Below are 23,012 nucleotides of genomic sequence, written 5' to 3' on the forward strand. Positions count from 1 at the left end.
CAGCGACTTATATTTTGTAGCGAGGTTAACCGATTAGGGTAGCCGTAGGGAAACCGAGTCTTAACTGGGCGTTGAGTTGCAAGGTATAGACCCGAAACCCGGTGATCTAGCCATGGGCAGGTTGAAGGTTGAGTAACATCAACTGGAGGACCGAACCCACTAACGTTGAAAAGTTAGGGGATGACCTGTGGCTAGGAGTGAAAGGCTAATCAAACCGGGAGATAGCTGGTTCTCCCCGAAATCTATTTAGGTAGAGCCTCGGACGAATACTTACGGGGGTAGAGCACTGTTAAGGCTAGGGGGTCATCCCGACTTACCAACCCTTTGCAAACTCCGAATACCGTAAAGTACTATCCGGGAGACACACGGCGGGTGCTAACGTCCGTCGTGAAGAGGGAAACAACCCAGACCGCCAGCTAAGGTCCCAAAGTCATAGTTAAGTGGGAAACGATGTGGAAAGGCCCAGACAGCCAGGAGGTTGGCTTAGAAGCAGCCACCCTTTAAAGAAAGCGTAATAGCTCACTGGTCGAGTCGGTCTGCGCGGAAGATGTAACGGGGCTAAACTATGCACCGAAGCTGCGGATTCAAAATTTATTTTGAGTGGTAGGGGAGCGTTCTGTAAGCCGTTGAAGGTGACCCGGGAGGGTTGCTGGAGGTATCAGAAGTGCGAATGCTGACATGAGTAACGATAATGCGGGTGAAAAACCCGCACGCCGGAAGACCAAGGGTTCCTATCCCATGTTAATCAGGGTAGGGTAAGTCGACCCCTAAGGCGAGGCCGAAAGGCGTAGTCGATGGGAAACGGGTTAATATTCCCGTACTTGGTATAATTGCGATGGGGGGACGGAGCAGGCTAAGCAAGCATGGCGTTGGTTGTCCATGTGAAAGTGAGTAGGTTGAGAGTTTAGGAAAATCCGGACTCTTAAGACTGAGACACGAGACGAGCCACTAAGGTGGTGAAGTTGTTGATGCCATACTTCCAGGAAAAGCCTCTAAGCTTCAGATTATACCGAATCGTACCCCAAACCGACACAGGTGGTCAGGTAGAGAATACTAAGGCGCTTGAGAGAACTCGGGTGAAGGAACTAGGCAAAATCGTACCGTAACTTCGGGAGAAGGTACGCTCCGATTGGTGATGAGACTTGCTCTTTAAGCTGATTGGAGCCGCAGTGACCAGGTGGCTGGGACTGTTTATTAAAAACACAGCACTGTGCAAAATCGCAAGATGACGTATACGGTGTGACACCTGCCCGGTGCCGGAAGGTTAATTGATGGGGTTAGTTTTCGGACGAAGCTCTTGATCGAAGCCCCGGTAAACGGCGGCCGTAACTATAACGGTCCTAAGGTAGCGAAATTCCTTGTCGGGTAAGTTCCGACCTGCACGAATGGTGTAACCATGGCCACGCTGTCTCCACCCGAGACTCAGTGAAATTGAAATCGCAGTGAAGATGCTGTGTACCCGCGGCTAGACGGAAAGACCCCGTGAACCTTTACTACAGCTTGGCACTGAACATTGAACCTACATGTGTAGGATAGGTGGGAGGCTTTGAAGCAGAGACGCTAGTCTTTGTGGAGCCGTCCTTGAAATACCACCCTTGTAGTTTTGATGTTCTAACGTTGGCCCCTAATCGGGGTTACGGACAGTGCCTGGTGGGTAGTTTGACTGGGGCGGTCTCCTCCCAAAGAGTAACGGAGGAGCACGAAGGTTGGCTAAGTACGGTCGGACATCGTACGGTTAGTGTAATGGTAGAAGCCAGCTTAACTGCGAGACAGACACGTCGAGCAGGTACGAAAGTAGGTCATAGTGATCCGGTGGTTCTGAATGGAAGGGCCATCGCTCAACGGATAAAAGGTACTCCGGGGATAACAGGCTGATACCGCCCAAGAGTTCATATCGACGGCGGTGTTTGGCACCTCGATGTCGGCTCATCACATCCTGGGGCTGAAGTCGGTCCCAAGGGTATGGCTGTTCGCCATTTAAAGTGGTACGCGAGCTGGGTTTAGAACGTCGTGAGACAGTTCGGTCCCTATCTGCCGTGGGCGTTTGAGAATTGAGAGGGGTTGCTCCTAGTACGAGAGGACCGGAGTGAACGAACCGCTGGTGTTCGGGTTGTCATGCCAATGGCATTGCCCGGTAGCTACGTTCGGAACTGATAAGCGCTGAAAGCATCTAAGCGCGAAGCAGGCCTCGAGATGAGTTCTCACTAGACTTTTAAAGTCTCTGAAGGGCCGTTGAAGACTACAACGTTGATAGGCAGGATGTGGAAGTGGTGTGAGCCATTAAGCTAACCTGTACTAATTACCCGTGAGGCTTAACCATACAACGCCAAACGCGTTTTATGACAGCGTAACAGACAGAAGTTAGTATACTAAAGTAGATTTACGATTATCAGAATTCCGAATTTTAGTTAATTGCAGATGCGATTAACGACCAGAATATGCTTGGTGACAATAGCGTTTTGGACCCACCTGACCCCATGCCGAACTCAGTAGTGAAACGAAACAGCGCCGATGATAGTGTGGCATTTGCCATGTGAAAGTAGGACATCGCCAGGCTCCTAATTAAAGAAACCCGTTGCAGCAATGCAGCGGGTTTTTTGTTGCCTGTAGAAAAATAAAATACCCAACCAAGACCCCTACGACCTATATCTTTGTAAGCATCGTGTGGCATTGACCATGTGAAAGTAGGACATCCTACTGCGTAGCGCACCATGGCTCCTAATTAGAGAAACCCGTTGCAGCAATGCAGCGGGTTTTTTGCGTTCAGGGCTAAATCGTCCAGTATCATACTGAGATTGCATACAGAGATAAAAGACGCATCAGCGCAAGATGAAGAGACGTAGGAGGCACTTTAGTGCCGAAGTGTCTGATATGCCCTTCACACATAACCACTGACATTCACGGCTAAAGCCGTTCCCACGCTTCTTAATCACAATGACAGAAGTGCAAGGGGCTCTAAATCGCTCATTTCACTTCTGGCTCAAACAATTAGGACGTAGGAGGCACTTGAGTGCCGAAAGTGTCTGATATGCTCTTCACACATAACCAGAGACATTCACGGCTAAAGCCGTTCCTACGCTTTGTAATCACGATGTTCAATCACGCTTTCCATGTTGTTTAATCATGATGACAAGGTTGAAGGCTCTAAAATTGGCTACTTCACTTTACGCTAACCTAATTAGCGCGTAGGAGGCACTTTAGTGCCGAAAGTATCTGATATGCCCTTCATACAACACCCCTGACGTTCACGATGAAAGCCGCTCCTACGCTTCTTAATCACGATGACAGAAGTGCAAGGGGCTCTAAAATGGGTTACGCTAATCCGTCTCTCATTAATGAGCAACACAACAACGCGGTGCTTGACGAATAAATACGAAAAAGCCCAGCAGGTTTCCCCGCTGGGCTTTTATATTTATATATTCAGTACTTACTGTTATTTAATCATGCTGTAAATAAGCGCAAGAACAGCAAGAGAGCCAATAGCTAGCACAAATAAAGTACTTAAGCGGTGCCTGTATTTTTGCAGGCTAGGGACTTTATACACGGCAATCATGGGCATAATGAATAAGATCATGGCGATAATTGGGCCTGATAGCTGGTCCATCATGTCTAAAATACTTGGGTTGATCACCGAGCAATACCAAATAGCGAAGAACATGATAACAGTGCCAATCTTATCAACGAGTTTAGGGTTCATATGTGCTTGCTTACTGACAAGACCATTGAAACTTTCGCGGGCTCCTAAAAAGTGGCCTAAGAAAGATGACGTAATGGCGATAAACGCTACCAACGGGCCTAGTGTGGCAATGAATGAGTTATCAGTAATATTGGCAAGAAACGACAAGATAGAAACGTTTTCGGCCTTAGCTTGCAGCATTTGTTCTGATGATAAAGACAACACACACGAAAATACAAACAGCAATACAAATACGATTAACAATAAGCTGGTGCGCTTCAGAATTGCTTCTGACTTCATTTTAGCATTATTGCCGTAATGAGCTCGCTGTACATGGACAAAACTTGAGATTGCAGCGGCATGGCTGAATGAGAACACAATAATAGGAATTGATAACCAGAGCGTTTTCATAAAGCCTGAAAACTCAGGAACTGATACGTCAGGCATCTGCCAGCTTGGGATCAAATACAACGATAAGAAAAACAGAATACCGACGAGTGGATAGACCAAAATAGCAAAAGCACGCAACATGAGTGCTTCTCCACCTAGCATTAAGCTAATCATACCACCCACTAAAATGCCTGATAGCAGCACGCGTGGTGGTGATTCCATACCTAATTGATTAACGATAAAGCTGTCTACGGTATTGGTTAGGCCAACGCCATAAATAAGTAAAATAGGAAAGATAGAAAGAAAATATAAAAGAGAAATTAGTCGCCCAGCATTCATGCCAAAGTGCTCTTCTACCACATCGGTAAAGTCAGCATCTGGTTGCTTTGATGATAATACAAAACGAGCTAAGCCACGATGAGCTAAGTAAGTCATAGGAAAGGCTAAGCACGCCATAATCACTAATGGCCAGAACCCGCCTATACCGATATTAATGGGTAAGAATAAAATGCCGGCACCCACTGCTGTGCCAAATAAACTTAATACCCACTGGGTGTCGTGAAGATTCCATTTCGAGTTACTACTTGTTGTCGATGCACTAAACTGCGCAGCATCTTGTTGTGTGTTCATTAGCACTCCACTATTAGAATAATAATTGTCGCGCAGCATATAGAAAAGCAACTAAGAATGCATGTTTTAGCGTTGTATTTAGATAACTATGCTGTAAGGAGAGACTTACAAAAGGAAATGCTGGGCTAGTTTAGTTAAGCCCAGTTGTGGTGTTTACTCTGCTGCTGCAAGTGCGCGGGCTTTTATATCAGCAGCAAATGCTAAGCCTTTTTTAAAGCGAGCTTCAGCAGCTGTGATTTCACTTTCATCGCCATTAGCAGCAAGCACACCTTGTGATAGTGCTTTGTAAAGAGAAGTGATTTGCGCTTGGTAAGCTGCCTCAATGGCTTTTTCAACAGTCGTCATCGTCATTCCTTTAATAGATTAAGAGGGCAAAATATTATCGGAACACAGGCATAAAGGCTAGTTTAACGTTAATTTAGAGAGGGTAAGTTTTGCTGGGTTTCGCTTCGCGTTACCCAGCTTATGTAGTATTTCACTCTATAACATCGACTGCTAAAGACTAGTCCTGTAACGCCGATACTACAAAATACGGATTCAGATATTCTTCTTTACTGTTATACAGCAGTGGACTGCCATCGAGTTTGCTAACCGTTGCTCCTGCTATTTCGGCAATCGCATGGCCTGCGCCTGTATCCCACTCGCAGGTTGGGCCTAAGCGTGGGTAAATATCGGCGCTGCCTTCGGCTACTAAACATAGTTTTAATGAGCTGCCTTTTGAGACCATTTCTACGTCATCGAATTGTTTTACAAATTCAGCTAGGTCAGGGGAAGGGTGTGAGCGACTGCCAACAACACGAATAAGCCCTTTATTTGGCTTGCGGGTAACTTTAAGTTCGATGCGTTCATCGCCCTTATCTTTAAATGCACCAATGGCGTTGCTTGCAATATATGAGACACCCAATGCAGGTGCATCGACAACGGCTAAAATAGGCTTACCGTTTTCAATAAGCGCAATATTTACCGTAAACTCACCATTCTTTTTGATGAACTCTTTTGTGCCATCAATCGGGTCGACTAGCCAATAACGTTGCCAGGTTTGACGAACATCCCAGCTAATATCTGCACTTTCTTCACTTAGAATCGGAATGTCTGGCGTTAACTGTTTTAAGCCATTAACAATCACTTTATGAGCTGCTAGATCGGCGTCGGTTACTGGGCTTTCATCGGCTTTGTATTCGACGTTAAAATCTTTTTCGTAAATACCCATAATGGCATTTCCTGCTTGGCGCGCCAGCAGTAAGATTTCTTCTAGCAGTTCCGTATGATTCATGATTTAACCTATAATTTGCTGTTGTTTTAGATACGCTACCAGTTCTTGCACCGATTGGTCTAGGGTGTTTTTGCTCGTATCGATTTTAATTTCGGGTGATGTTGGAACTTGGTAGTCTGAATCAATACCTGTGAAATGCTTAATTTCACCCGCACGTGCCTTTTTATAAAGCCCTTTAGGGTCACGAGTTTCACATACGTCGAGTGGGGTATCTAAAAACACTTCGATGAACTCACCATCATCTACCAAGTTCCTTACCATATCGCGTTCACTTTGGAAGGGTGAAATAAATGCGGTGAGTACCACAAGACCAGCATCGACCATGAGTTTCGCTGTTTCGCCTACGCGGCGAATATTTTCAACACGATCTTCATCAGTAAAGCCTAAATCTTTACATAACCCATGGCGTACGTTATCACCATCAAGTAGATAGGTGTGAACACCAAGTTGGTTTAGTGCGTTTTCTAGCGCATTGGCCACGGTGCTTTTACCAGAGCCAGAAAAGCCAGTGAACCATAAAATAGTCGGCTTATGCTTTTTTTGCTCACTACGTTGTGCTTTAGTGATTGCGTAGTTATGCCAAACGATATTCTCATTCATTGTATCTGTTCTCGTTGTTTGTTATTGAAATGGGAAAACCAGTGGTATCAATGTAAGTACCGTAATCGAATAGATAATCGATAAAGGAAGGCCCATGGCAATGTAATCTTTTAAGCGGTAATTTCCCGCACTGTACACCATAAGGTTGGTCTGATAACCAAATGGTGAGATAAAGCTGGCCGATGCACCGAAGGCCACGGCCATAATAAAGGGCAGTGGGGAAACATCAAAGCCAATAGCCAGCGCATACGCAACAGGAAATGAAAGTGCGGCGGCTGCATTGTTGGTAATCAATTCGGTAAACATGACCGTCATTAAGAAGATAGCAATAAATGCCCCGTAAGGGCCAAAGTCACCTAACACATAAAGCATGCCATTCGATATTTCACCAGCTAAACCGGTGCCAATCATGAGTTTGGCGAGTCCAATCGCACTGCCTACAACCGCCAGTAATTCGATAGGGAAGCGACGTTTAACTTCACTGAGCTTAATTGTGCCGCTGAGCATTAGGCCAATGAGTAACACCAATAAGCCTTTTACTAAGGGGACTAAACCGATAATGCTTAACGTTAAAACCCCTGCAAAACTAGCCAACACAATGTTTGATTGCTTTGCTTTTAAATGTGTTTGTAAATCGAGACCCGAAATATAAACAAACTCACGCTTTAAGTTTGGGAGTGTGTAAAATGCTTTACCCGGCGCGAGAATCAAGGAATCACCAGCTTGTAATTGCACTTTACCTAGGCCTCCTTGTAAACGGTCATGACCTCGACGAATTGCAATTACTGCCGCATGAAACTGTTCGCGAAAGCGAATTTCTTTAATCGTTTTGCCAATGTATTTAGAGGAGTGACTCACGACCACTTCAACAAGGTGTTCAACATCTTTCTCGTGCTTGTCATGAACCACTTTTAAGCCATCAAATTGAGTCAGTAAAGGAACAGACTTTATATCGCCGACAAATAATAATACGTCACCTTCTTTGATTACTTGTTTTGGGGTGACGGCACAAATACGTTTGTCACCACGAATGATTTCAGCAAGGAAGAGATCTTTTAATTCACGCAGACCATTTTCTTCAACACTTTTACCAATCAGCTTTGAATCAGCTTCTACTTTGCCTTCTAAGTAAAATGGCACGACTTCTTGGTTATTTTTACCGTTATCGGGTAGGTATTTAAGCATTACAATAATGGTGATCAGGCCCACACTTAATGCGCCTAAACCAACCAGTGTAAAATCAAAAAAACCTAAGGGAGCCATGCCTGCTTCAACAGCAAAACCATTGACGATTAAATTAGTTGAGGTGCCAATTAAAGTAATTGTGCCACCGAGTATTGCGGTGTACGACAAAGGCAGTAATAGTTTTGATGGCGAATGTGTCGGGCTCTCTTTTATGGCACTAATAAGAGATGCCACAACGGCTGTGTTATTAGTAAACGATGACAAAAAGGCGGTCGATAAGCCAAGCTTAGTGACAGAGCTTGTCAGGCTACCTTTTGATAAGGATTGGGCAAGTTTCTGTACCAATGTGGTTTTTTCTACCGCAATTGATACCAATACTAAAAGTATCAGGGTGATTAACGAGGGGTTGGCATAATTAACAAGCATATCCTCAAGGCTAATAAGCCCAGAAAGATAGCTAATTCCAATGGCGCTCACAAATAACCATGCTGGTTTTAATCGTGTGCCAAATAGGCACCCGACTAATACCAGCATAATGCCTGTTAATACCAGCTGTTGATACATGCTTTTTACTTCCTATAACAGGCGAATTGTGATTATTTAAGCTTAGTTATATCAAGCGCTTGCCAATGAGGGAAGTGCTTGCGAACAAGTGCATTAAACTCAACTTCAAAGTCGCTAAAGCCACTTTGTTGCTCTTCAGTGCTTAATAACTGTTCGATCATACCTGCTGCAACCGTTAAATTTGATAGGCGATCGATTAAGATAAATGCCCCTGTTTCATGGTTGTCGTGATACTCATCAGCCAAAATTGTTTCTGTAAGCTCGAGGGTTACAATAGCAATTTCGTTTAGCTGCAGAGAGTCTGCTTGGCCATGTTCTAAGGTATTTACATCAATCGTGTGATCAATTTTTTTCACCACCGCTGAAGTATTTTTGCTGCCTAACTTAAAGTTATAGTTTTTACCTAACACCAAGGGGGATTCATGCATCCACACAAGTTTGGCTTGAATACGGTTTGTTACAGCGGCTTTAGATGCGGCAGGTACAATTACATCACCACGACTGATATCAATTTCGTCGTTAAGCGTTAATGTAACTGCTTGGCCTGCTTCGGCTGTATCAAGGTTCCCATCGAAGGTGACAATCTCTTTGATACTTGAGCTTTTTCCTGATGGTAATACTTTTACGGCATCACCTACACTGAACGTACCTGAAGTGAGTGTTCCTTGGAAACCGCGGAAATCTAAGTTAGGGCGCACAACATATTGCACAGGTAAGCGTGCTTCAAAGCCAGTATCAATTTCAGCCGCAGGGGAATCTTCGAGTAATTCAAGAAGCGGTTTGTCGGTGTAATAAGGTGTATGTTCAGAGCGTACTACAACGTTGTCGCCTTTCAGTGCTGACATAGGTACGAACTTAATATTTGTGACGTTTAACTGCTCTGCAAACTTAAGGTAATCGGCTTTGATTTTCTCATACACGGTTTCGTCAAAATCGACGATGTCCATCTTATTGATAGCAACAACAAATTGTTTAATCCCTAAAGAGTCACAAATAAAGCTATGACGCTTAGTTTGTACCTGCACGCCATAACGTGCATCGACTAGGATAATTGCCACATCGCTGGTTGATGCACCTGTTACCATGTTGCGGGTGTATTGCTCATGTCCAGGCGTATCCGCAATAATGAATTTACGTTTTGCTGTTGAGAAATAACGATACGCAACATCAATCGTGATGCCTTGTTCTCGCTCAGCTTGCAAGCCATCAACGAGTAGGGCTAAGTCAAGCTCTTCACCTGCATTACCAACTTTTTCGTTGTCTTTGTGAAGGGCTGCAAGTTGATCTTCATAAATTTGGTGGCTGTCATGCAGAAGGCGGCCGATTAACGTTGATTTACCGTCATCAACACTGCCACATGTCAGCATACGTAAAAGGCTTTTGTCTTGTTGACGCGCAAGGTAGGCGTCGATGCCTAGCTCTCTTACTTCATTAATCGTGTCGTTAGTTTTAGACATTAGAAATAACCCTCACGTTTTTTCTTTTCCATAGAGCCTGCAGAGTCGTGATCAATCACGCGACCTTCACGCTCAGATGATGTTGATAACAACATCTCTTCAATGATTTCAGTTAATGAGCTGGCGGTTGATTCCACAGCACCAGTAAGTGGATAACAGCCAAGGGTACGAAAACGGACCGACTTCATTTGCGGTACTTCGCCTTCTTCAAGCGGCATGCGCTCATCATCAACCATAATGAGAGTGCCATTGCGCTCAACAACAGGGCGTTCTTTGGCTAAATATAGCGGCACCATTTCAATGTTTTCTTGGTAGATGTATTGCCAAATATCAAGCTCAGTCCAGTTAGATAAAGGGAATACACGAATACTTTCACCCGGGTTAACTTGGCTGTTGTAAGTATTCCACAGCTCTGGACGTTGATTTTTAGGATCCCATCTGTGGTGCTTATCGCGGAAAGAATAAACACGCTCTTTGGCACGTGACTTTTCTTCATCGCGGCGAGCACCGCCGAATGCAGCATCAAAACCATATTTATCAAGCGCTTGTTTTAAGCCTTGGGTTTTCATGATATCGGTATGCTTCGCTGAGCCATGAACAAACGGATTAATATCAATCGCTAAACCTTCAGGGTTTTTATGGACGATTAAATCAAAGCCATATTCTTTGGCTAAACGATCGCGAAACTCGATCATTTCCTTAAATTTCCAGTTGGTATCAACATGCAAAAGAGGAAATGGAATTTTTGCTGGGTAAAATGCCTTACGTGCTAAGTGTAATAACACCGATGAATCTTTACCGATTGAGTAAAGCATAACCGGGTTTTCAAACTCAGCAGCAACTTCGCGCATGATCTTGATACTTTCAGCTTCTAATTGCTGAAGGTGTGTTAAAGCCATTGTTAGTCGTCCTACTAAAATGATTAAAAGTTAAATTACGCTACGCCTGTTAAAGGCTGGGCAAAGCTGCTGGTTTGTGCCGTTTGGCCAAACCAAGCAAGTTGATGATGCAGTGATGCAACTTCGCCAATAATTAATAACGCTGGTGAAATAATACTGTGCCGTGAAATTAAATCGGCTAATTCACCTAGCTGCCCCGTCACGACACGTTGTTCTTTACGTGTGCCGTTTTCAATGATGGCCACTGGTGTATCTGCACCGCGACCATGTTTTAATAATTGTGCTTGGATATGAGGTGACTTAATCACCCCCATATAAATCGCTAAGGTTTGATTAGGTTTAGCAAGCGACTGCCAATCGAGTTCTTGACCCTCTTTTTTACAGTGCCCAGTAACGAATTGGATGGCTTGTGCATGGTCTCTATGTGTTAATGGGATACCCGCATAAGCACTGCAACCGGCTGCAGCAGTAATACCAGGAACAATTTGATAGCGGATCTGGTTGGCAGCAAGCACTTGTACTTCTTCACCGCCACGGCCATAAATGAATGGATCGCCCCCTTTAATGCGGCATACTTTTTTACCCTGTTTAGCAAAATCAACTAACATTTGATTGGTATCTTCTTGTGCCACACTATGATCGCCCAAGCGCTTGCCAACACACACTAAGTCGGCATCGCGACGCACTAGTTCCATAATTTCATCAGACACAAGGTAGTCATACACAACAACATCGGCTTGTTGCATTAATTGCAGGGCTTTTAACGTTAATAGCTCTGGGTCACCAGGGCCTGCGCCCACAACATATACTTCACCTTCGGGCTCAGGCTTGGCTTCGAGTAGTTGCTCTAGTTGCGCCGACGCTGCGGTGGTGTCGCCTGCTTGCACTTTACTCACAACCGATGAATCAAACACACCTTCCCAAAACTGGCGACGGTCGGCGAAATGTTTAAAACGTTGCTTTACTTTGTCGCGAAAACTCCCGACTAAAGTAGCCAAAGGGCCAATATGTTGTGGAATAAGCGTTTCGAGCTTTTCACGTAAGCGACGTGCTAAAACAGGGGCTGTCCCCGCGCTTGAGATAGCAATAGTGATAGGGTCACGGTCAACAATCGAGGGAAAGATAAAACTACACTTAGGTTGATCATCAACGACATTAACGAAAATATTGCGTGCGTTAGCAAGCTCAAAAACCGTGCTGTTAACTGCGTCGTTATCTGTTGCGGCAATAACCAACATTTGTTTATCTAAATGGTGCTCTTGAAATATGTCGTTAATTAGCGTGACTTCACCCGTGTTTGCAAGGGTTATAAGCTCATCACAAAATTCAGGGGCTACTAACGTCACGTGTGCGCGCGCTTTTAAAAATGCGCGGCATTTGCGTAACGCAACATCTCCACCGCCGACTACCAATACGGGCCTGTCGTCTAATTTGGTAAAGATAGGTAAATATTGCACGTTGTTTATACCCCTAAAAAACATCACAGAAACTGCTTATTGCAGACAAGCAGAATATAGTGCGTATTGTTAAGTAAAAAATAATTAAAACCCAATTTATATAACTAAAAGTTATATTGGGTGGTTCTATTTGGCTTAAGACTTAGTTAACAAGGGATTGCGGCGAGTTACAAGAAAATAACTAGGCTTATGGTGATTCGTTATGAGTTATAGCCAGAACATAAAAATTTGCTACTATGGGTCACTATTATGGCAACACAAAAATAAGATTTATGAAAAACATGCAAACAATCGCAGCCCAAGCTGTGGCACTCATGGACTTAACAACCCTCAATGACACCGATACGGCACAAACAATTGAAGATCTTATTGCCAGTATTCAGCCAAAGTTAGGCGTACCTGCGGCGGTGTGTGTTTATAGTCAGTTTGTTAGTGATGCCAAATTAGCGTTGGCAGAGCGTGCGCTAAAGCAAGTAAAGGTGGCCACCGTCACCAATTTTCCAACAGGAGAGCAGCCTTTAGAACAGGTGATAAATGAAACCTTGTTTGCTATTGAGCGTGGCGCTGACGAAATTGATTTAGTGATCCCATACAAAGCCCTTATTGCAGGTGATGAAGAGAAGGTTTTAACGTACGTCAAATCCTCAAAAGATGCCTGCGGCAATAAAGCCGTGTTAAAAGTGATTATCGAAAGTGGCGAATTAACAGATGAGTTAATAACTAAAGCGAGCCAACTTGCGATTGATGGCGGGGCTGATTTTGTCAAAACGAGTACGGGTAAAGTGGCGGTTAATGCAACCTTAGCTGCAACAGAGATAATTTTAACCGCAATTAAAGCAAGCGGTAAAAACGTCGGTTTTAAAGCCGCAGGGGGAGTGAGAACCGTTGCTGATGCCGCTCAATACTTGGCCTTAGCTGAATCTATAATGGGTGAAGCCTATATAAAGCCTAAACTATTTAGGTTTGGTGCTTCGGGGTTATTAAGTGATGTATATGCGACATTAAATGAATCGTGATAGTGAGCAAGAAAAAATAGCCCTTGAGCATGGCGCCGCAAAATTATTTTTGCGCTGTTATGAAAAAGAGTTTGGGATCAAAATGCGCAATATTTGGCATAATACACCAAGTAAGCCTGATGTGAGCTGCTATAAAGGTGAGCAGCGTCTCGATATTGAAATTGCGCATTTATACGCCAGTGAAACAGAGGCGATGGCCGTATTAGGACGGCCCTTGTCAATTGGTATGCAGCGCGACCTTGCTGAGATGGCACTTGAGCCAAGCGATCAGCGTTTACATTGTGCACTGCATCGGTTACTCGCGCAAAAAGCGAAAAAACAGTATGAATCAGAGCATCCATGGTTATTGATCCGTAATGCCAGCACTATTTGGCACTTAGATGATTTTAAGGCCGTGCTCACTCATCTCGATGTACCAAAAGGGCATCCATTCCAGCAAATTTGGTTATTGTGTGACTTTTATCGTGGTGAACTAGTACAAATTTTATAAATGGAAGATGTTAGCAAAAATGAGAATAAACCGTTCAGGGACACCGTCACTCATTTTTGCCAATACAGCCAGTGGTTATTACTGGCTGTATAAGGCTAATTGACGTTATTAAGCTTGGTTACTTCAATTAGTTAAATTTAAACATACTGCCTAAGCTTTCCAGCCCTGATTTATTCGTTTTAGCAATACATTGGGTATTATCGAGTGACTGTTTGGTTTTTTCATCTGCCAAACCTGTGACGGTGAGTTTATTTTCTTGTTGATATTCAGTGAGTGCAATAACCGTTGCGCGATCGTATTTTACATCTTCTGTTTCAAACTCTTCGTAATGAGGTTGGTTTTTTAAGTAGCCCAAGCAGACTAAGTTTAGACGAGACATTGCCAAGTCCATTTTTTCGTAATGGGGCATTCTATGAGTGGGCACTGTGACTGACGGTGTGTTTGCGACGGCGGTTTTTGCGCCAGTTGCTTTTGCTGTCACTCTTAGAGGGGCTGGAGCAGAGTGTCCTGTAGCAATGGTATTATCACTATTGTAGCGATAGTAAGTGCTAGGTACTTTGCTTTCTAAAAACTCGACGGCTTTAACAATCACTTCTCGTAAGGCTTTTTCTTTAGGGGTGTTTGACCATCCGCTGAGATTACCCCCGACGAGTGCGCCGCCAAAGTTAGTGGCTGCTGAGGTGAAGTCAAAGTCCTTACTTCCGCCTTCTACGCTGGTGGCTGCCAGAATACGCGAAGTGCGTGTGTCTATTAAGCGTAGATCAATTGCCATATGCGAGCCTGAGAAGCCTGCCGATACCGAGCTAAACACATCACCAATAAAGCCGCCACTGCCAACACTGGCACCTGAGCTGTCGTCATCAAATTCGGTTACTGCGGCCACAACCACAATTTCAGCTCCTTCAATTTCACCGTAAGCCGCCCCCGATGCAGCGCTTACTCTTCCAGATACCGCTAAATCTTGCTCTGACAAGACGGCATCAAGTGCTTGACGCTCTAATACAATAAAACGGTTCGTACTGACCAGCGCAGTCGTTAATTGATCAGCCATGCCTTCACCAATTTCTTTTCGCCACCATCGTGAATCATTTGATTTATCAGTAAAGCGCGCCACGGCAATACGTGCTTTTGGACCGTTATACTGTTGCTGTGCTACTTCATTCACATTTGGACTGTTTTGATTTGTTGTTGAAGTTGTTGTGCTTTGGCATGCGCATAATGCAGCACTGAGTAAGGCCACCGTAATTATAGGGTATTTTTTAGCGAACATTTGATTTCCTTAACTTATATCCATGCAGTAAATAAACGTCATAACGGGGAGGCAAAGTTATGAACGATAGTATGGATAAGCTATAAAAATCAGTGCTTTATTAATAGTACATATGCGAAGACTTTATTCACTTAGGCGAAAATCAGGCTGTTTCTGATGCTTTTCTCTATATTGCTTCGGCGATACACCAAAGTGTCCTTTGAAGCTGCGAGCAAAATAGCTTTGAGAACTAAACCCATTATTTTCTGCTATTAAGCCTATGGCTAATGAACTTTCTATTAGCTGTTTTGCTGCATACTCAATACGTGTGTTACGTAAATAGTCAGAAGGGGTGAGTGAATACAGTGCTTTCATTTTTAACTGCAGTGCCCGAGGGCTTAAACACAGTGCTGATGCCAGCTGTTCAATTGAAAACTGATCCGACTGATAGTTTTCTCGGACCACCTTTTTAAGCTTCTCTGTAAATACAGAGTCTTTAGTTTGCACCGTAACGTACTCATTATTGTCGCTTTGTATCTCAGAGGTAAGTTGAGCCGCTAAGTGTTGATTTAGTAAATAACGTAAACTGAGTAGGCCTTTTACTTTGCTTAGTAAAATAGACGGTTCAAAGGGTTTACTTAAAAAGTCGTCAGCTAGTAAATCAAGGCCTTTTAAACGGCTAGGCGTGTCAGCTTTGGCAGATAATAATAAAACGGGGATATGACTGGTCGCGTTATCAGCACGAAGCTTCGCAAGCATTTGGTATCCGTCCATGTTAGGCATCATAACATCACTGATAATAAGGTCGGGTAATTCAGACTGACAAAGTGACAAGGCTTGTTGGCCATCGCAAGCACAGATGCAATTGAACTGCTCACTAAATAGTGACAAGAGCAGCTCACTCATATCACTATTGTCTTCAACAATCATGAGTGTTTGCCTTAAGCCAGGTTGGGTGGTGACCGTTGGCAAGTTTTGTTTTGTTGCACTGATAACTGTAGGCAGCGAGACCGTAAAACAGCTGCCCTGCGCTGGCGAGCTAGTTAGTGATATTTCACCGCCATAATCCTCGACCAGTTGTTTCACTAATGTAAGCCCAATACCACTGCCGGTTTCTGAACATGTGTCTAAGCGAGTAAACCTTTCGAATATTTTCACCTGTTGGTCTTTTGCAATGCCAATTCCTGTGTCGGACACGCTGATATGCGCGAGGTTATCGCTTTGATGCAAACACACTCGAACCTCACCGCCTGCCGGGGTGTATTTAAGCGCATTACTGATCAGGTTACTGACGATAGAGTGCGCATGATTAGGCGCGATATTTATAGTGCACACAGTTTCACAGTGATCTTGAAAATTAAATTTAAGCTGTTTTTGGGCGAATAGCGGCGCAAAGTCATCGATGAGATCAGTTAAAAAAGTCGTTAATGAATAAGCGGATACATAATGCACGGCCGTACTGGGTCGTTTGCTCAGTTGCAGTAGTTGATTTATTAAGTCAAGCAAGCGTTGGCAATTACGTTTTATGCTTGCTAATTGCGATTGAGCCTTCGAACTGTGGGTGGACTGCTGTAACTGGCTAATAGGAGCCAGAATCAAGCTCAATGGGGTTTTTAGTTCATGACTTATATTATCTAAGAACTGATCTTTTAATTTATTTAACTCAATTTCTTTTTGTTTTTGCTGTTCGGCCAGCTTGCGCTGATAAATTGAACTAATAACCAGCCATGCTAATGTCATTGCACATAGTGTGTAAGATATATAAGCGACATTGCTTTGCCACCAAGGTGGAACAACCTTCAGTTCGAGTAGGGTGGTATCCTCACTCCACTGCCCATATTGATCCCTTACTTTTAGCTGTAATTGATAATGTCCAGCAGGAAGCTGCGGGTAGTTTATTTGACGTTGCGATGCATCATTATATAAAAACTGTTGGTCAAACCCCGCTAGTTTATAGCCATATTGATAATGCTTTGGTGTGGCGGCGTTATTCAATGCACTAAATTTAAAGCCAATAACTCCCGCTGATTTTGCGAAAGAGAATGTGTTTGTCGCATTGATCAGCGTGTCGGTGCTGTGGTCAAAAAAATCAGTGCTAATTTCACGGTTATTAAGCAATAACTCGGTTAATACGGGAGTGGGGGGAGTGTGATCTAAGGTGAGTTTGTCAGGGTAAAACTGATTAAAACCATTTATCCCGCCAAAGAATAGCTCGCCATCTGTCGCTTGAAAACTAGCCCCAAGAATGAAGGATTGATGCTGGATTCCATCTTCAGGTAAAAACGGTTGTATGCTGCCCGTTATTGGATGATAACGCGTTAATCCGCCATTGGTAGCTAACCATAAATAGCCTTGTTTATCGGCTAAAATATCAAAAATATTGTCATTTACTAGGCCATGTTGCTCGCTAATATGCTCCACATCAAAGTTTTGTTTATTGACTTTGTTGAGGCCTTGCATTGTGCCGACCCACAGCGTTTTATCGTCGCTGAGTAATAACGACGTGACCATGTTATGGCTCAGACCTGTGCGTTCATTAAGTAATGTAAATTGCTCTGTTTCGATGGAAAACTTATTGAGTCCCGCACGCGTACCCACCCACAAAGCGTGATCATTCTTATCATACGCAAGTGTGAAAACGGTATTATTGGCTAAGCTGTTATGGGTTGCATTGTGCTGATAATGGGTCACTGTTTCTGAATCTGGATCAAAGCGAGTTAATCCTTGGTTACTACCGAGCCACACTATGCCGTCTTTATCACTCTCAATTGCATAAACGCGATCACTGCTAAGCTGGTGGCTTTGCATGGTATAGCTGACAAAATCATCGCTTTCATCTTGGTATTTAAGAAGCCCGCCGCCGTATGTCCCAACCCACAATTGCTGCCTTTTATCCTCATGTAAGCTAAATATGTTGGTATTGGGTAAGCGGGTTGTATAGTGCTGATAGCCTTGCGGTATCGCACGATTTAAACCCTCGCGCGTGCCAACCCACAACTGGCCATTTTTACGTTTAATAATCGCACGAATAAAATTATGCGTGAGAGAGTGAGGGCTTGACGTTGTGCTTTGATGTCCAAATTGTTGCTGTTTCGGATCGTATCTGTGTATACCAAAACCATCGGTCCCAATCCAAATAATTCCTTGTGGGTCTTGATATATAGAGAGTAAGTAATCATTTTTGAGTCCGTTAGGCTTTTGTACATCATGACGATAGTGTGCAACGTCAGTGTATATATCTGCCCCCGCAGCTAAAAAGTATACGCCTTGCCCATAACTTGTTAGCCACAGGTTATGCTGATTGTCGAGAAGACTGTCAGTGATCCAAACTCCCTTAAATTGCGGCAATTCGGAAGATGTCTCTGTATCGATTGAAAATATATACAGCCCTTGTTTTGCACCGATGAGCAATTGATTTGAACTTAACTTGTTAAGATGCCAAAGTGGCGAGGTGAGGGCGATGTCATGTTTAAATTGTTTGGTTTTAGGGTTAAACGACAGCAGACCATGGCTGGTTGCAAGCCACAGGGTATTTTGTACTGCAATAATGTCTCTGATGACAATGTTTTGTTGTGTATTTTCAGCAACCTGATAAGTCTCAAATTGCTGCGCTGCAATATCAAAGTAGCTGAGTGTGCCTTGTTCATGACCCAACCACATATTGCCACTCTTATCAAAAGCCAAAGACCATATTTTATCATCACTGAGTTGTGGGTTTGTAAAGGTCGAATAGGTGTAAAATTGGCCCGTGGTGGGATCAAGCCGGTTTAGTCCTTTACTGGCTGTTGAAAACCAAAGGTCGTTATCAGTGCCTTTTAAGCATGCGGTAATCCAATTACCGGAAATACTGGTCGCTGAAGTATGTGCTTTAAAGCGTTTAAATTCATAGCCATCAAATCGATTGAGCCCTCCTTGTGTGGCAAACCACTGAAACCCTTGCGCATCAGTGAGACTGCAATTGATGGAGTTTTGACTTAAGCCATGCTCGCTATCAAAGATGCTTAAGTGAAGTGATTGCGCACTTACAACATGACTTTTCAGAACAGCTAAGCTGAAAAATATTAGGCATAATAGGGTGTTTAAATACAGCACAGAGATCCATCTTGTTGGTGTTTTTGTTCCTTTATTAGGCTGATAGTAAACTGCTTTTTAATCAATGTTAATATTGATTTTTATACTAACAGGTGAGATTTTAACTTCTGGGTATCTTTTACTCTTGTGTTAATGAATTGCGTAAGTATAATAGGCATCCACTTTGCAGGGGCGTAGTTCCAATTGGTAGAACAGCGGTCTCCAAAACCGACGGTTGGGAGTTCGAATCTCTCCGCCCCTGCCACTTTTTACACAATAAGTGTGGAGTCTGAAATTAAAAATCGGTTTAAATAAGTCTGTTTTTAAGTTTAGATTTTAATGGATTAACCCTGCCTTCGCGCAGGGTTGTTGTGTCTGTAGTTAAGGTAATAATATTATGAGCACGAATGTAGAAACACCATCAAGTGCGATGGATTCAGTTAAGTGGATTGTAGCGATTGCGCTACTTGCAGGCGCAGTAGTTGGTAATCACATGTATGCAGATCAGTCTGTATTGTTGCGTGCTATTGGTGTAGTGGTCGCTGTTGCAGCGGGTTTAGGCATTGCCTCACTAACAGAAAAAGGTCGTACATTTTTAGCATTTGCTAAAGAAGCACGTATCGAAGTACGTAAAGTTGTGTGGCCAACACGCCAAGAAACAACCCATACGACATTAATTGTAATGGTTGCAACTGTGATTATGGCACTTATCCTTTGGGGATTAGATGGCATTTTATTCCGCGCCGTAGGCTTTTTAACTGGATTGGAGATCTAATCCCATGTCGGATGAGAAGAACGAAAAGAAACTACGTTGGTACGTAGTACAAGCTTTCTCAGGTTATGAGAAGCGTGTTGCACAAACTATTCTTGAGCATATCAAGATTGAAGGTTTGGAAGATAGTTTTGGTGAAGTATTAGTACCAACGGAAGAAGTTGTTGAGATGCGCGCAGGTCAAAAGCGTAAATCTGAGCGTAAATTCTTCCCAGGTTATGTACTTGTACAAATGGACATGAACGATGCAAGCTGGCACTTAGTAAACAGCACTGCACGTGTAATGGGCTTTATTGGTGGTACGTCAGATCGTCCAGCGCCAATCAGCCAAAAAGAAGCAGATCGCATCTTAAACCGTCTTCAAGAGAACTCTGAAGCACCTAAGCCAGCTACATTATTTGAGCCAGGCGAAGTTGTTCGTGTTATCGATGGTCCATTTGCTGACTTCAGCGGTGTTGTTGAAGAAGTGGATTACGAAAAGAGCCGCGTAAAAGTATCGGTACTTATCTTTGGTCGTTCTACGCCAGTTGAGCTTGAATTTGGTCAAGTTGAACAAGACAAGTAAGATAAAAAATTAAAGCAGCCAAAATCGTTTAATATTTTGGCAATATGCTTGAAAAAGGCCGTTGATTAACTTATAATCAGCGGCCTTTTTGTGTTAGGGCAAGTAGTAACTTGTTTTATCACATAAAGTGAGAACCAATTTTTAAACTGGGAAGCCGTTAGAGTACGCGTCCTCGCGCGCACAAGGCTATGACCCACCAAATGAGGTATTTATTATGGCTAAAAAAGTTGAAGCTATTATCAAGCTACAAGTTGCCGCTGGTATGGCTAATCCTAGTCCTCCAGTAGGTCCAGCACTAGGTCAGCACGGTGTAAACATCATGGAATTCTGTAAAGCGTTCAACGCACGTACAGAATCTATCGAAAAAGGCGCTCCAGTTCCTGTAGTGATCTCTGTTTACGGCGACCGTTCTTTCACGTTCGAAATGAAAACGCCACCGGCTGCTTACTTACTTAAGAAAGCTGCAGGTATCAAATCAGGCTCTGGCCGTCCTAACACTGAAAAAGTGGGTACAGTAACTCGTGCTCAACTTGAAGAAATCGTTGAGACAAAACGACCTGACCTTACAGCAGCTGATATGGATGCTGCAGTTCGCACTATCGCAGGTTCTGCGCGTGCGATGGGCTTGAACGTAGAGGACTAAGATAATGGCAAAATTAACTAAACGTATGCGTACAATCCGCGAAAAAGTGGATGCGACTAAAGATTACGAAATCAACGAAGCAGTTGCTCTTTTAAAAGAGTTAGCGACAGCTAAATTCGTAGAAAGTGTTGACGTTGCTGTTAACCTTGGTATCGATGCTCGTAAATCTGACCAAAACGTTCGTGGTGCAACTGTACTACCTAACGGTACTGGTCGTGACGTTCGTGTTGCTGTATTCACTCAAGGCGCTAATGCAGAAGCTGCAAAAGAAGCCGGTGCTGAATTAGTGGGCATGGAAGATCTTGCTGATCTAGTTAAGAAAGGCGAGATGAACTTTGACGTTGTTGTTGCATCTCCAGACGCTATGCGCGTTGTTGGTCAACTAGGTCAAATCTTAGGTCCACGTGGTCTAATGCCAAACCCTAAAACTGGTACTGTAACACCTAACGTTGCAGAAGCAGTTAAAAACGCGAAAGCAGGTCAAGTTCGTTACCGTAACGACAAGAACGGTATCATCCATACTACTATCGGTAAGGTTGATTTCACTGCTGAGCAACTTCAACAAAACCTTGAAGCTCTTATTGTTGCGCTTAAGAAGGCTAAACCTTCTCAAGCAAAAGGTACTTACGTGAAGAAAGTAACTATCTCTACAACAATGGGCGCAGGTGTTGCTGTTGACCAAAACTCTCTAAGCACAACTGTTGCTTAATTAAGAGTTTACATGGCGCGAAATTTGAACTATAATTTTGCGCCATTTTGTTGAGAAAGTTAATTTCAAAACAAGTAAAGAATTCGGGTTGAAGTCCATAATTTCGTACGCCTTCGGGTATAAACGATAAATTGGGCTTCCGTCCAAGACCGTAGGCGGCTTCGGCCTTAATATTTTTACCTACGTAGACGGTGTGAATCCCCAGATAGATTTTTCCTAATCTTCTGGCTCTCGCCGTAAAAAGCATCTCCATCATTGATGGGGAAGAGTAGAACAGGGAAGCCAATATCGGCGACCCATTAAACCAGGAGTAACACCCATGGCTTTAAATCTTCAAGGCAAAAAAGCAATTGTTGCTGAAGTCAACGAAGCAGCCACTGGTGCTCTTTCTGCAGTTGTTGCAGATTCTCGTGGTGTAACAGTTGGTGCTATCACTGCCCTTCGTAAAGAAGCTCGTGCAGCTGGTGTATGGATGAAAGTTGTTCGTAACACTTTAGCTAAACGTGCTGTTGAAGGAACAGATTTTGAGTGCCTTTCTGACTCATTTGTTGGTCCAAGCTTAATCGCTTTCTCTTCAGAGCACCCTGGTGCTGCTGCGCGTATCTTCTCAGATTTCGCGAAGAAGAACGAGAAATTCGAAGTTAAGACCGCTGCATTTGAAGGTAACGTAGTAGACGCAGCTATGCTAGCAACTCTACCTACTTACGACGAAGCTGTTGCACGCTTAATGAGCGCTATGAAAGAAGCGTCTGCTGGCAAATTGTGTAAAACAATTGAAGCAGTACGTGTACAGAAAGCTGAGCAAGCTGCTTAATTTTAAGCTGTTTTTTTGTTCACTTTCGGTGTAATATTTTTTTTGGACTAAAATTAGTCCGTAATAATTAGGAAATTTGTAATGTCTGTAACTAAAGACCAAATCCTTGATGCTATTGCTGAAATGTCAGTAATGGACGTTGTTGCTCTAGTTGAAGCAATGGAAGAAAAATTCGGCGTAACTGCAGCAGCTGCTGTTGTTGCTGGTCCAGCTGCTGAAGCTGCTGAAGAGAAGACTGAGTTTGACGTAATCCTTACTGGCGCTGGCGCTAACAAGGTTGCTGCAATCAAAGCTGTACGTGGTGCAACTGGTCTTGGCCTTAAAGAAGCTAAAGCACTTGTTGAATCAGCTCCTGCACCTATCAAAGAAGGTGTATCTAAAGAAGAAGCTGAAGCGCTTGCAAAAGACCTTACTGAAGCTGGTGCTGAAGTTGAGGTTAAGTAATCTAGCTTACGCTAGGTTCGCTGCCTGAGTAATCAGGCAAGGGCTGGTGATTATTTAATCACCGGCCTTTTTGCGCTATGGAGCGATGTTTTCCTATAGTGCAAATAA

The 23,012-nt window shown here is 43.5% G+C and carries 18 protein-coding genes, 1 tRNA gene and 2 rRNA genes (1 of these 21 running past the window's edge); 11 read left to right on the forward strand and 10 right to left on the reverse strand.

Annotated elements, in window-relative coordinates:
• Both IT970_RS01660 and rrf read left to right on the forward strand, forming a co-directional pair.
• A 23S ribosomal RNA gene (locus IT970_RS01660) occupies positions 1 to 2,320 on the forward strand; it begins 566 nt to the left of the window's first position.
• A 121-nt stretch (positions 2,321 to 2,441) separates the two neighbouring features.
• Positions 2,442 to 2,556: ribosomal RNA gene (gene rrf / locus IT970_RS01665) — 5S ribosomal RNA — on the forward strand.
• 877 nt (positions 2,557 to 3,433) lie between these two features.
• On the opposite strand, the gene IT970_RS01670 is transcribed toward rrf, so the two are convergent.
• From IT970_RS01670 to cysG, 8 genes are all read right to left on the reverse strand, one after another.
• Positions 3,434 to 4,696 carry an aromatic amino acid transport family protein gene (locus tag IT970_RS01670; protein ID WP_118843942.1) on the reverse strand — a complete coding sequence of 421 codons (1,263 nt, stop codon included), beginning with the start codon at positions 4,694 to 4,696 and terminating at the stop codon, positions 3,434 to 3,436.
• A 153-nt stretch (positions 4,697 to 4,849) separates the two neighbouring features.
• A complete protein-coding gene (locus IT970_RS01675; protein ID WP_036971594.1) occupies positions 4,850 to 5,041 on the reverse strand; it encodes a hypothetical protein in 192 nt (63 codons plus the stop codon).
• Between the two features lie 157 nt (positions 5,042 to 5,198).
• Positions 5,199 to 5,969, reverse strand: coding sequence for a 3'(2'),5'-bisphosphate nucleotidase CysQ (gene cysQ, locus IT970_RS01680; protein WP_036971592.1), 771 nt, complete (start codon positions 5,967 to 5,969; stop codon positions 5,199 to 5,201).
• 3 nt (positions 5,970 to 5,972) lie between these two features.
• Complete coding sequence (gene cysC, locus IT970_RS01685; protein ID WP_036971590.1) at positions 5,973 to 6,569, reverse strand: adenylyl-sulfate kinase; 597 nt, start codon at positions 6,567 to 6,569, stop codon at positions 5,973 to 5,975.
• Between the two features lie 21 nt (positions 6,570 to 6,590).
• A complete protein-coding gene (locus IT970_RS01690) occupies positions 6,591 to 8,318 on the reverse strand; it encodes an SLC13 family permease (protein ID WP_036971588.1) in 1,728 nt (575 codons plus the stop codon).
• 32 nt (positions 8,319 to 8,350) lie between these two features.
• Positions 8,351 to 9,775 (reverse strand): sulfate adenylyltransferase subunit CysN, encoded by a 1,425-nt coding sequence (gene cysN / locus IT970_RS01695; protein WP_036971586.1) that lies wholly within the window; start codon positions 9,773 to 9,775, stop codon positions 8,351 to 8,353.
• Entirely contained in the window at positions 9,775 to 10,674 is a 900-nt protein-coding gene (gene cysD / locus IT970_RS01700) for a sulfate adenylyltransferase subunit CysD (protein ID WP_036971584.1), read from the reverse strand. Before cysD ends, cysN begins: the two co-directional genes overlap by 1 nt.
• 35 nt (positions 10,675 to 10,709) lie before the next feature.
• Complete coding sequence (gene cysG / locus IT970_RS01705) at positions 10,710 to 12,131, reverse strand: siroheme synthase CysG (RefSeq protein ID WP_036971795.1); 1,422 nt, start codon at positions 12,129 to 12,131, stop codon at positions 10,710 to 10,712.
• Positions 12,132 to 12,403: 272 nt separating this feature from the next.
• On the opposite strand from cysG, the gene deoC reads away from it, so the two are divergent.
• Together deoC and IT970_RS01715 are read left to right on the forward strand one after the other, a co-directional pair.
• Positions 12,404 to 13,147 carry a deoxyribose-phosphate aldolase gene (gene deoC, locus IT970_RS01710; RefSeq protein ID WP_036971793.1) on the forward strand — a complete coding sequence of 248 codons (744 nt, stop codon included), beginning with the start codon at positions 12,404 to 12,406 and terminating at the stop codon, positions 13,145 to 13,147.
• The gene (locus IT970_RS01715; RefSeq protein WP_036971583.1) at positions 13,137 to 13,637 is read left to right on the forward strand and encodes a hypothetical protein; all 501 of its coding nucleotides are present in this window, start codon (positions 13,137 to 13,139) and stop codon (positions 13,635 to 13,637) included. Before deoC ends, IT970_RS01715 begins: the two co-directional genes overlap by 11 nt.
• A gap of 127 nt (positions 13,638 to 13,764) precedes the next feature.
• Here the strand turns inward: IT970_RS01715 and IT970_RS01720 are convergent, their stop codons facing one another.
• Together IT970_RS01720 and IT970_RS01725 are read right to left on the reverse strand one after the other, a co-directional pair.
• Positions 13,765 to 14,907 (reverse strand): CsgG/HfaB family protein, encoded by a 1,143-nt coding sequence (locus tag IT970_RS01720; protein WP_075594522.1) that lies wholly within the window; start codon positions 14,905 to 14,907, stop codon positions 13,765 to 13,767.
• Positions 14,908 to 15,030: 123 nt separating this feature from the next.
• The gene (locus IT970_RS01725; RefSeq protein WP_075594523.1) at positions 15,031 to 18,978 is read right to left on the reverse strand and encodes a two-component regulator propeller domain-containing protein; all 3,948 of its coding nucleotides are present in this window, start codon (positions 18,976 to 18,978) and stop codon (positions 15,031 to 15,033) included.
• 167 nt (positions 18,979 to 19,145) lie between these two features.
• Here IT970_RS01725 and IT970_RS01730 point away from each other — a divergent pair.
• The 7 genes from IT970_RS01730 to rplL all read left to right on the forward strand — a co-directional run bounded on the left by IT970_RS01730 (position 19,146) and on the right by rplL (position 22,904).
• A tRNA-Trp gene (locus tag IT970_RS01730) sits at positions 19,146 to 19,222 on the forward strand.
• A gap of 132 nt (positions 19,223 to 19,354) precedes the next feature.
• On the forward strand, positions 19,355 to 19,732 hold the full coding sequence (gene secE / locus IT970_RS01735) for a preprotein translocase subunit SecE (RefSeq protein WP_036971579.1): 378 nt from the start codon (positions 19,355 to 19,357) through the stop codon (positions 19,730 to 19,732).
• Between the two features lie 4 nt (positions 19,733 to 19,736).
• On the forward strand, positions 19,737 to 20,294 hold the full coding sequence (gene nusG / locus IT970_RS01740) for a transcription termination/antitermination protein NusG (RefSeq protein ID WP_036971577.1): 558 nt from the start codon (positions 19,737 to 19,739) through the stop codon (positions 20,292 to 20,294).
• Positions 20,295 to 20,508: 214 nt separating this feature from the next.
• Positions 20,509 to 20,937, forward strand: a complete 429-nt coding sequence (gene rplK / locus IT970_RS01745; RefSeq protein ID WP_036971575.1) for a 50S ribosomal protein L11 — start codon at positions 20,509 to 20,511, stop codon at positions 20,935 to 20,937.
• Between the two features lie 4 nt (positions 20,938 to 20,941).
• Complete coding sequence (gene rplA, locus IT970_RS01750; protein ID WP_036971573.1) at positions 20,942 to 21,646, forward strand: 50S ribosomal protein L1; 705 nt, start codon at positions 20,942 to 20,944, stop codon at positions 21,644 to 21,646.
• 319 nt (positions 21,647 to 21,965) lie between these two features.
• Complete coding sequence (gene rplJ, locus IT970_RS01755; protein ID WP_036971571.1) at positions 21,966 to 22,460, forward strand: 50S ribosomal protein L10; 495 nt, start codon at positions 21,966 to 21,968, stop codon at positions 22,458 to 22,460.
• An 81-nt stretch (positions 22,461 to 22,541) separates the two neighbouring features.
• A complete protein-coding gene (gene rplL / locus IT970_RS01760; RefSeq protein WP_036971568.1) occupies positions 22,542 to 22,904 on the forward strand; it encodes a 50S ribosomal protein L7/L12 in 363 nt (120 codons plus the stop codon).
• Positions 22,905 to 23,012: the final 108 nt, after the last annotated feature.

Origin of the sequence: Pseudoalteromonas sp. A41-2, assembly GCF_015767615.1 — a bacterium.
GTDB classification, from domain to species: domain Bacteria; phylum Pseudomonadota; class Gammaproteobacteria; order Enterobacterales; family Alteromonadaceae; genus Pseudoalteromonas; species Pseudoalteromonas lipolytica.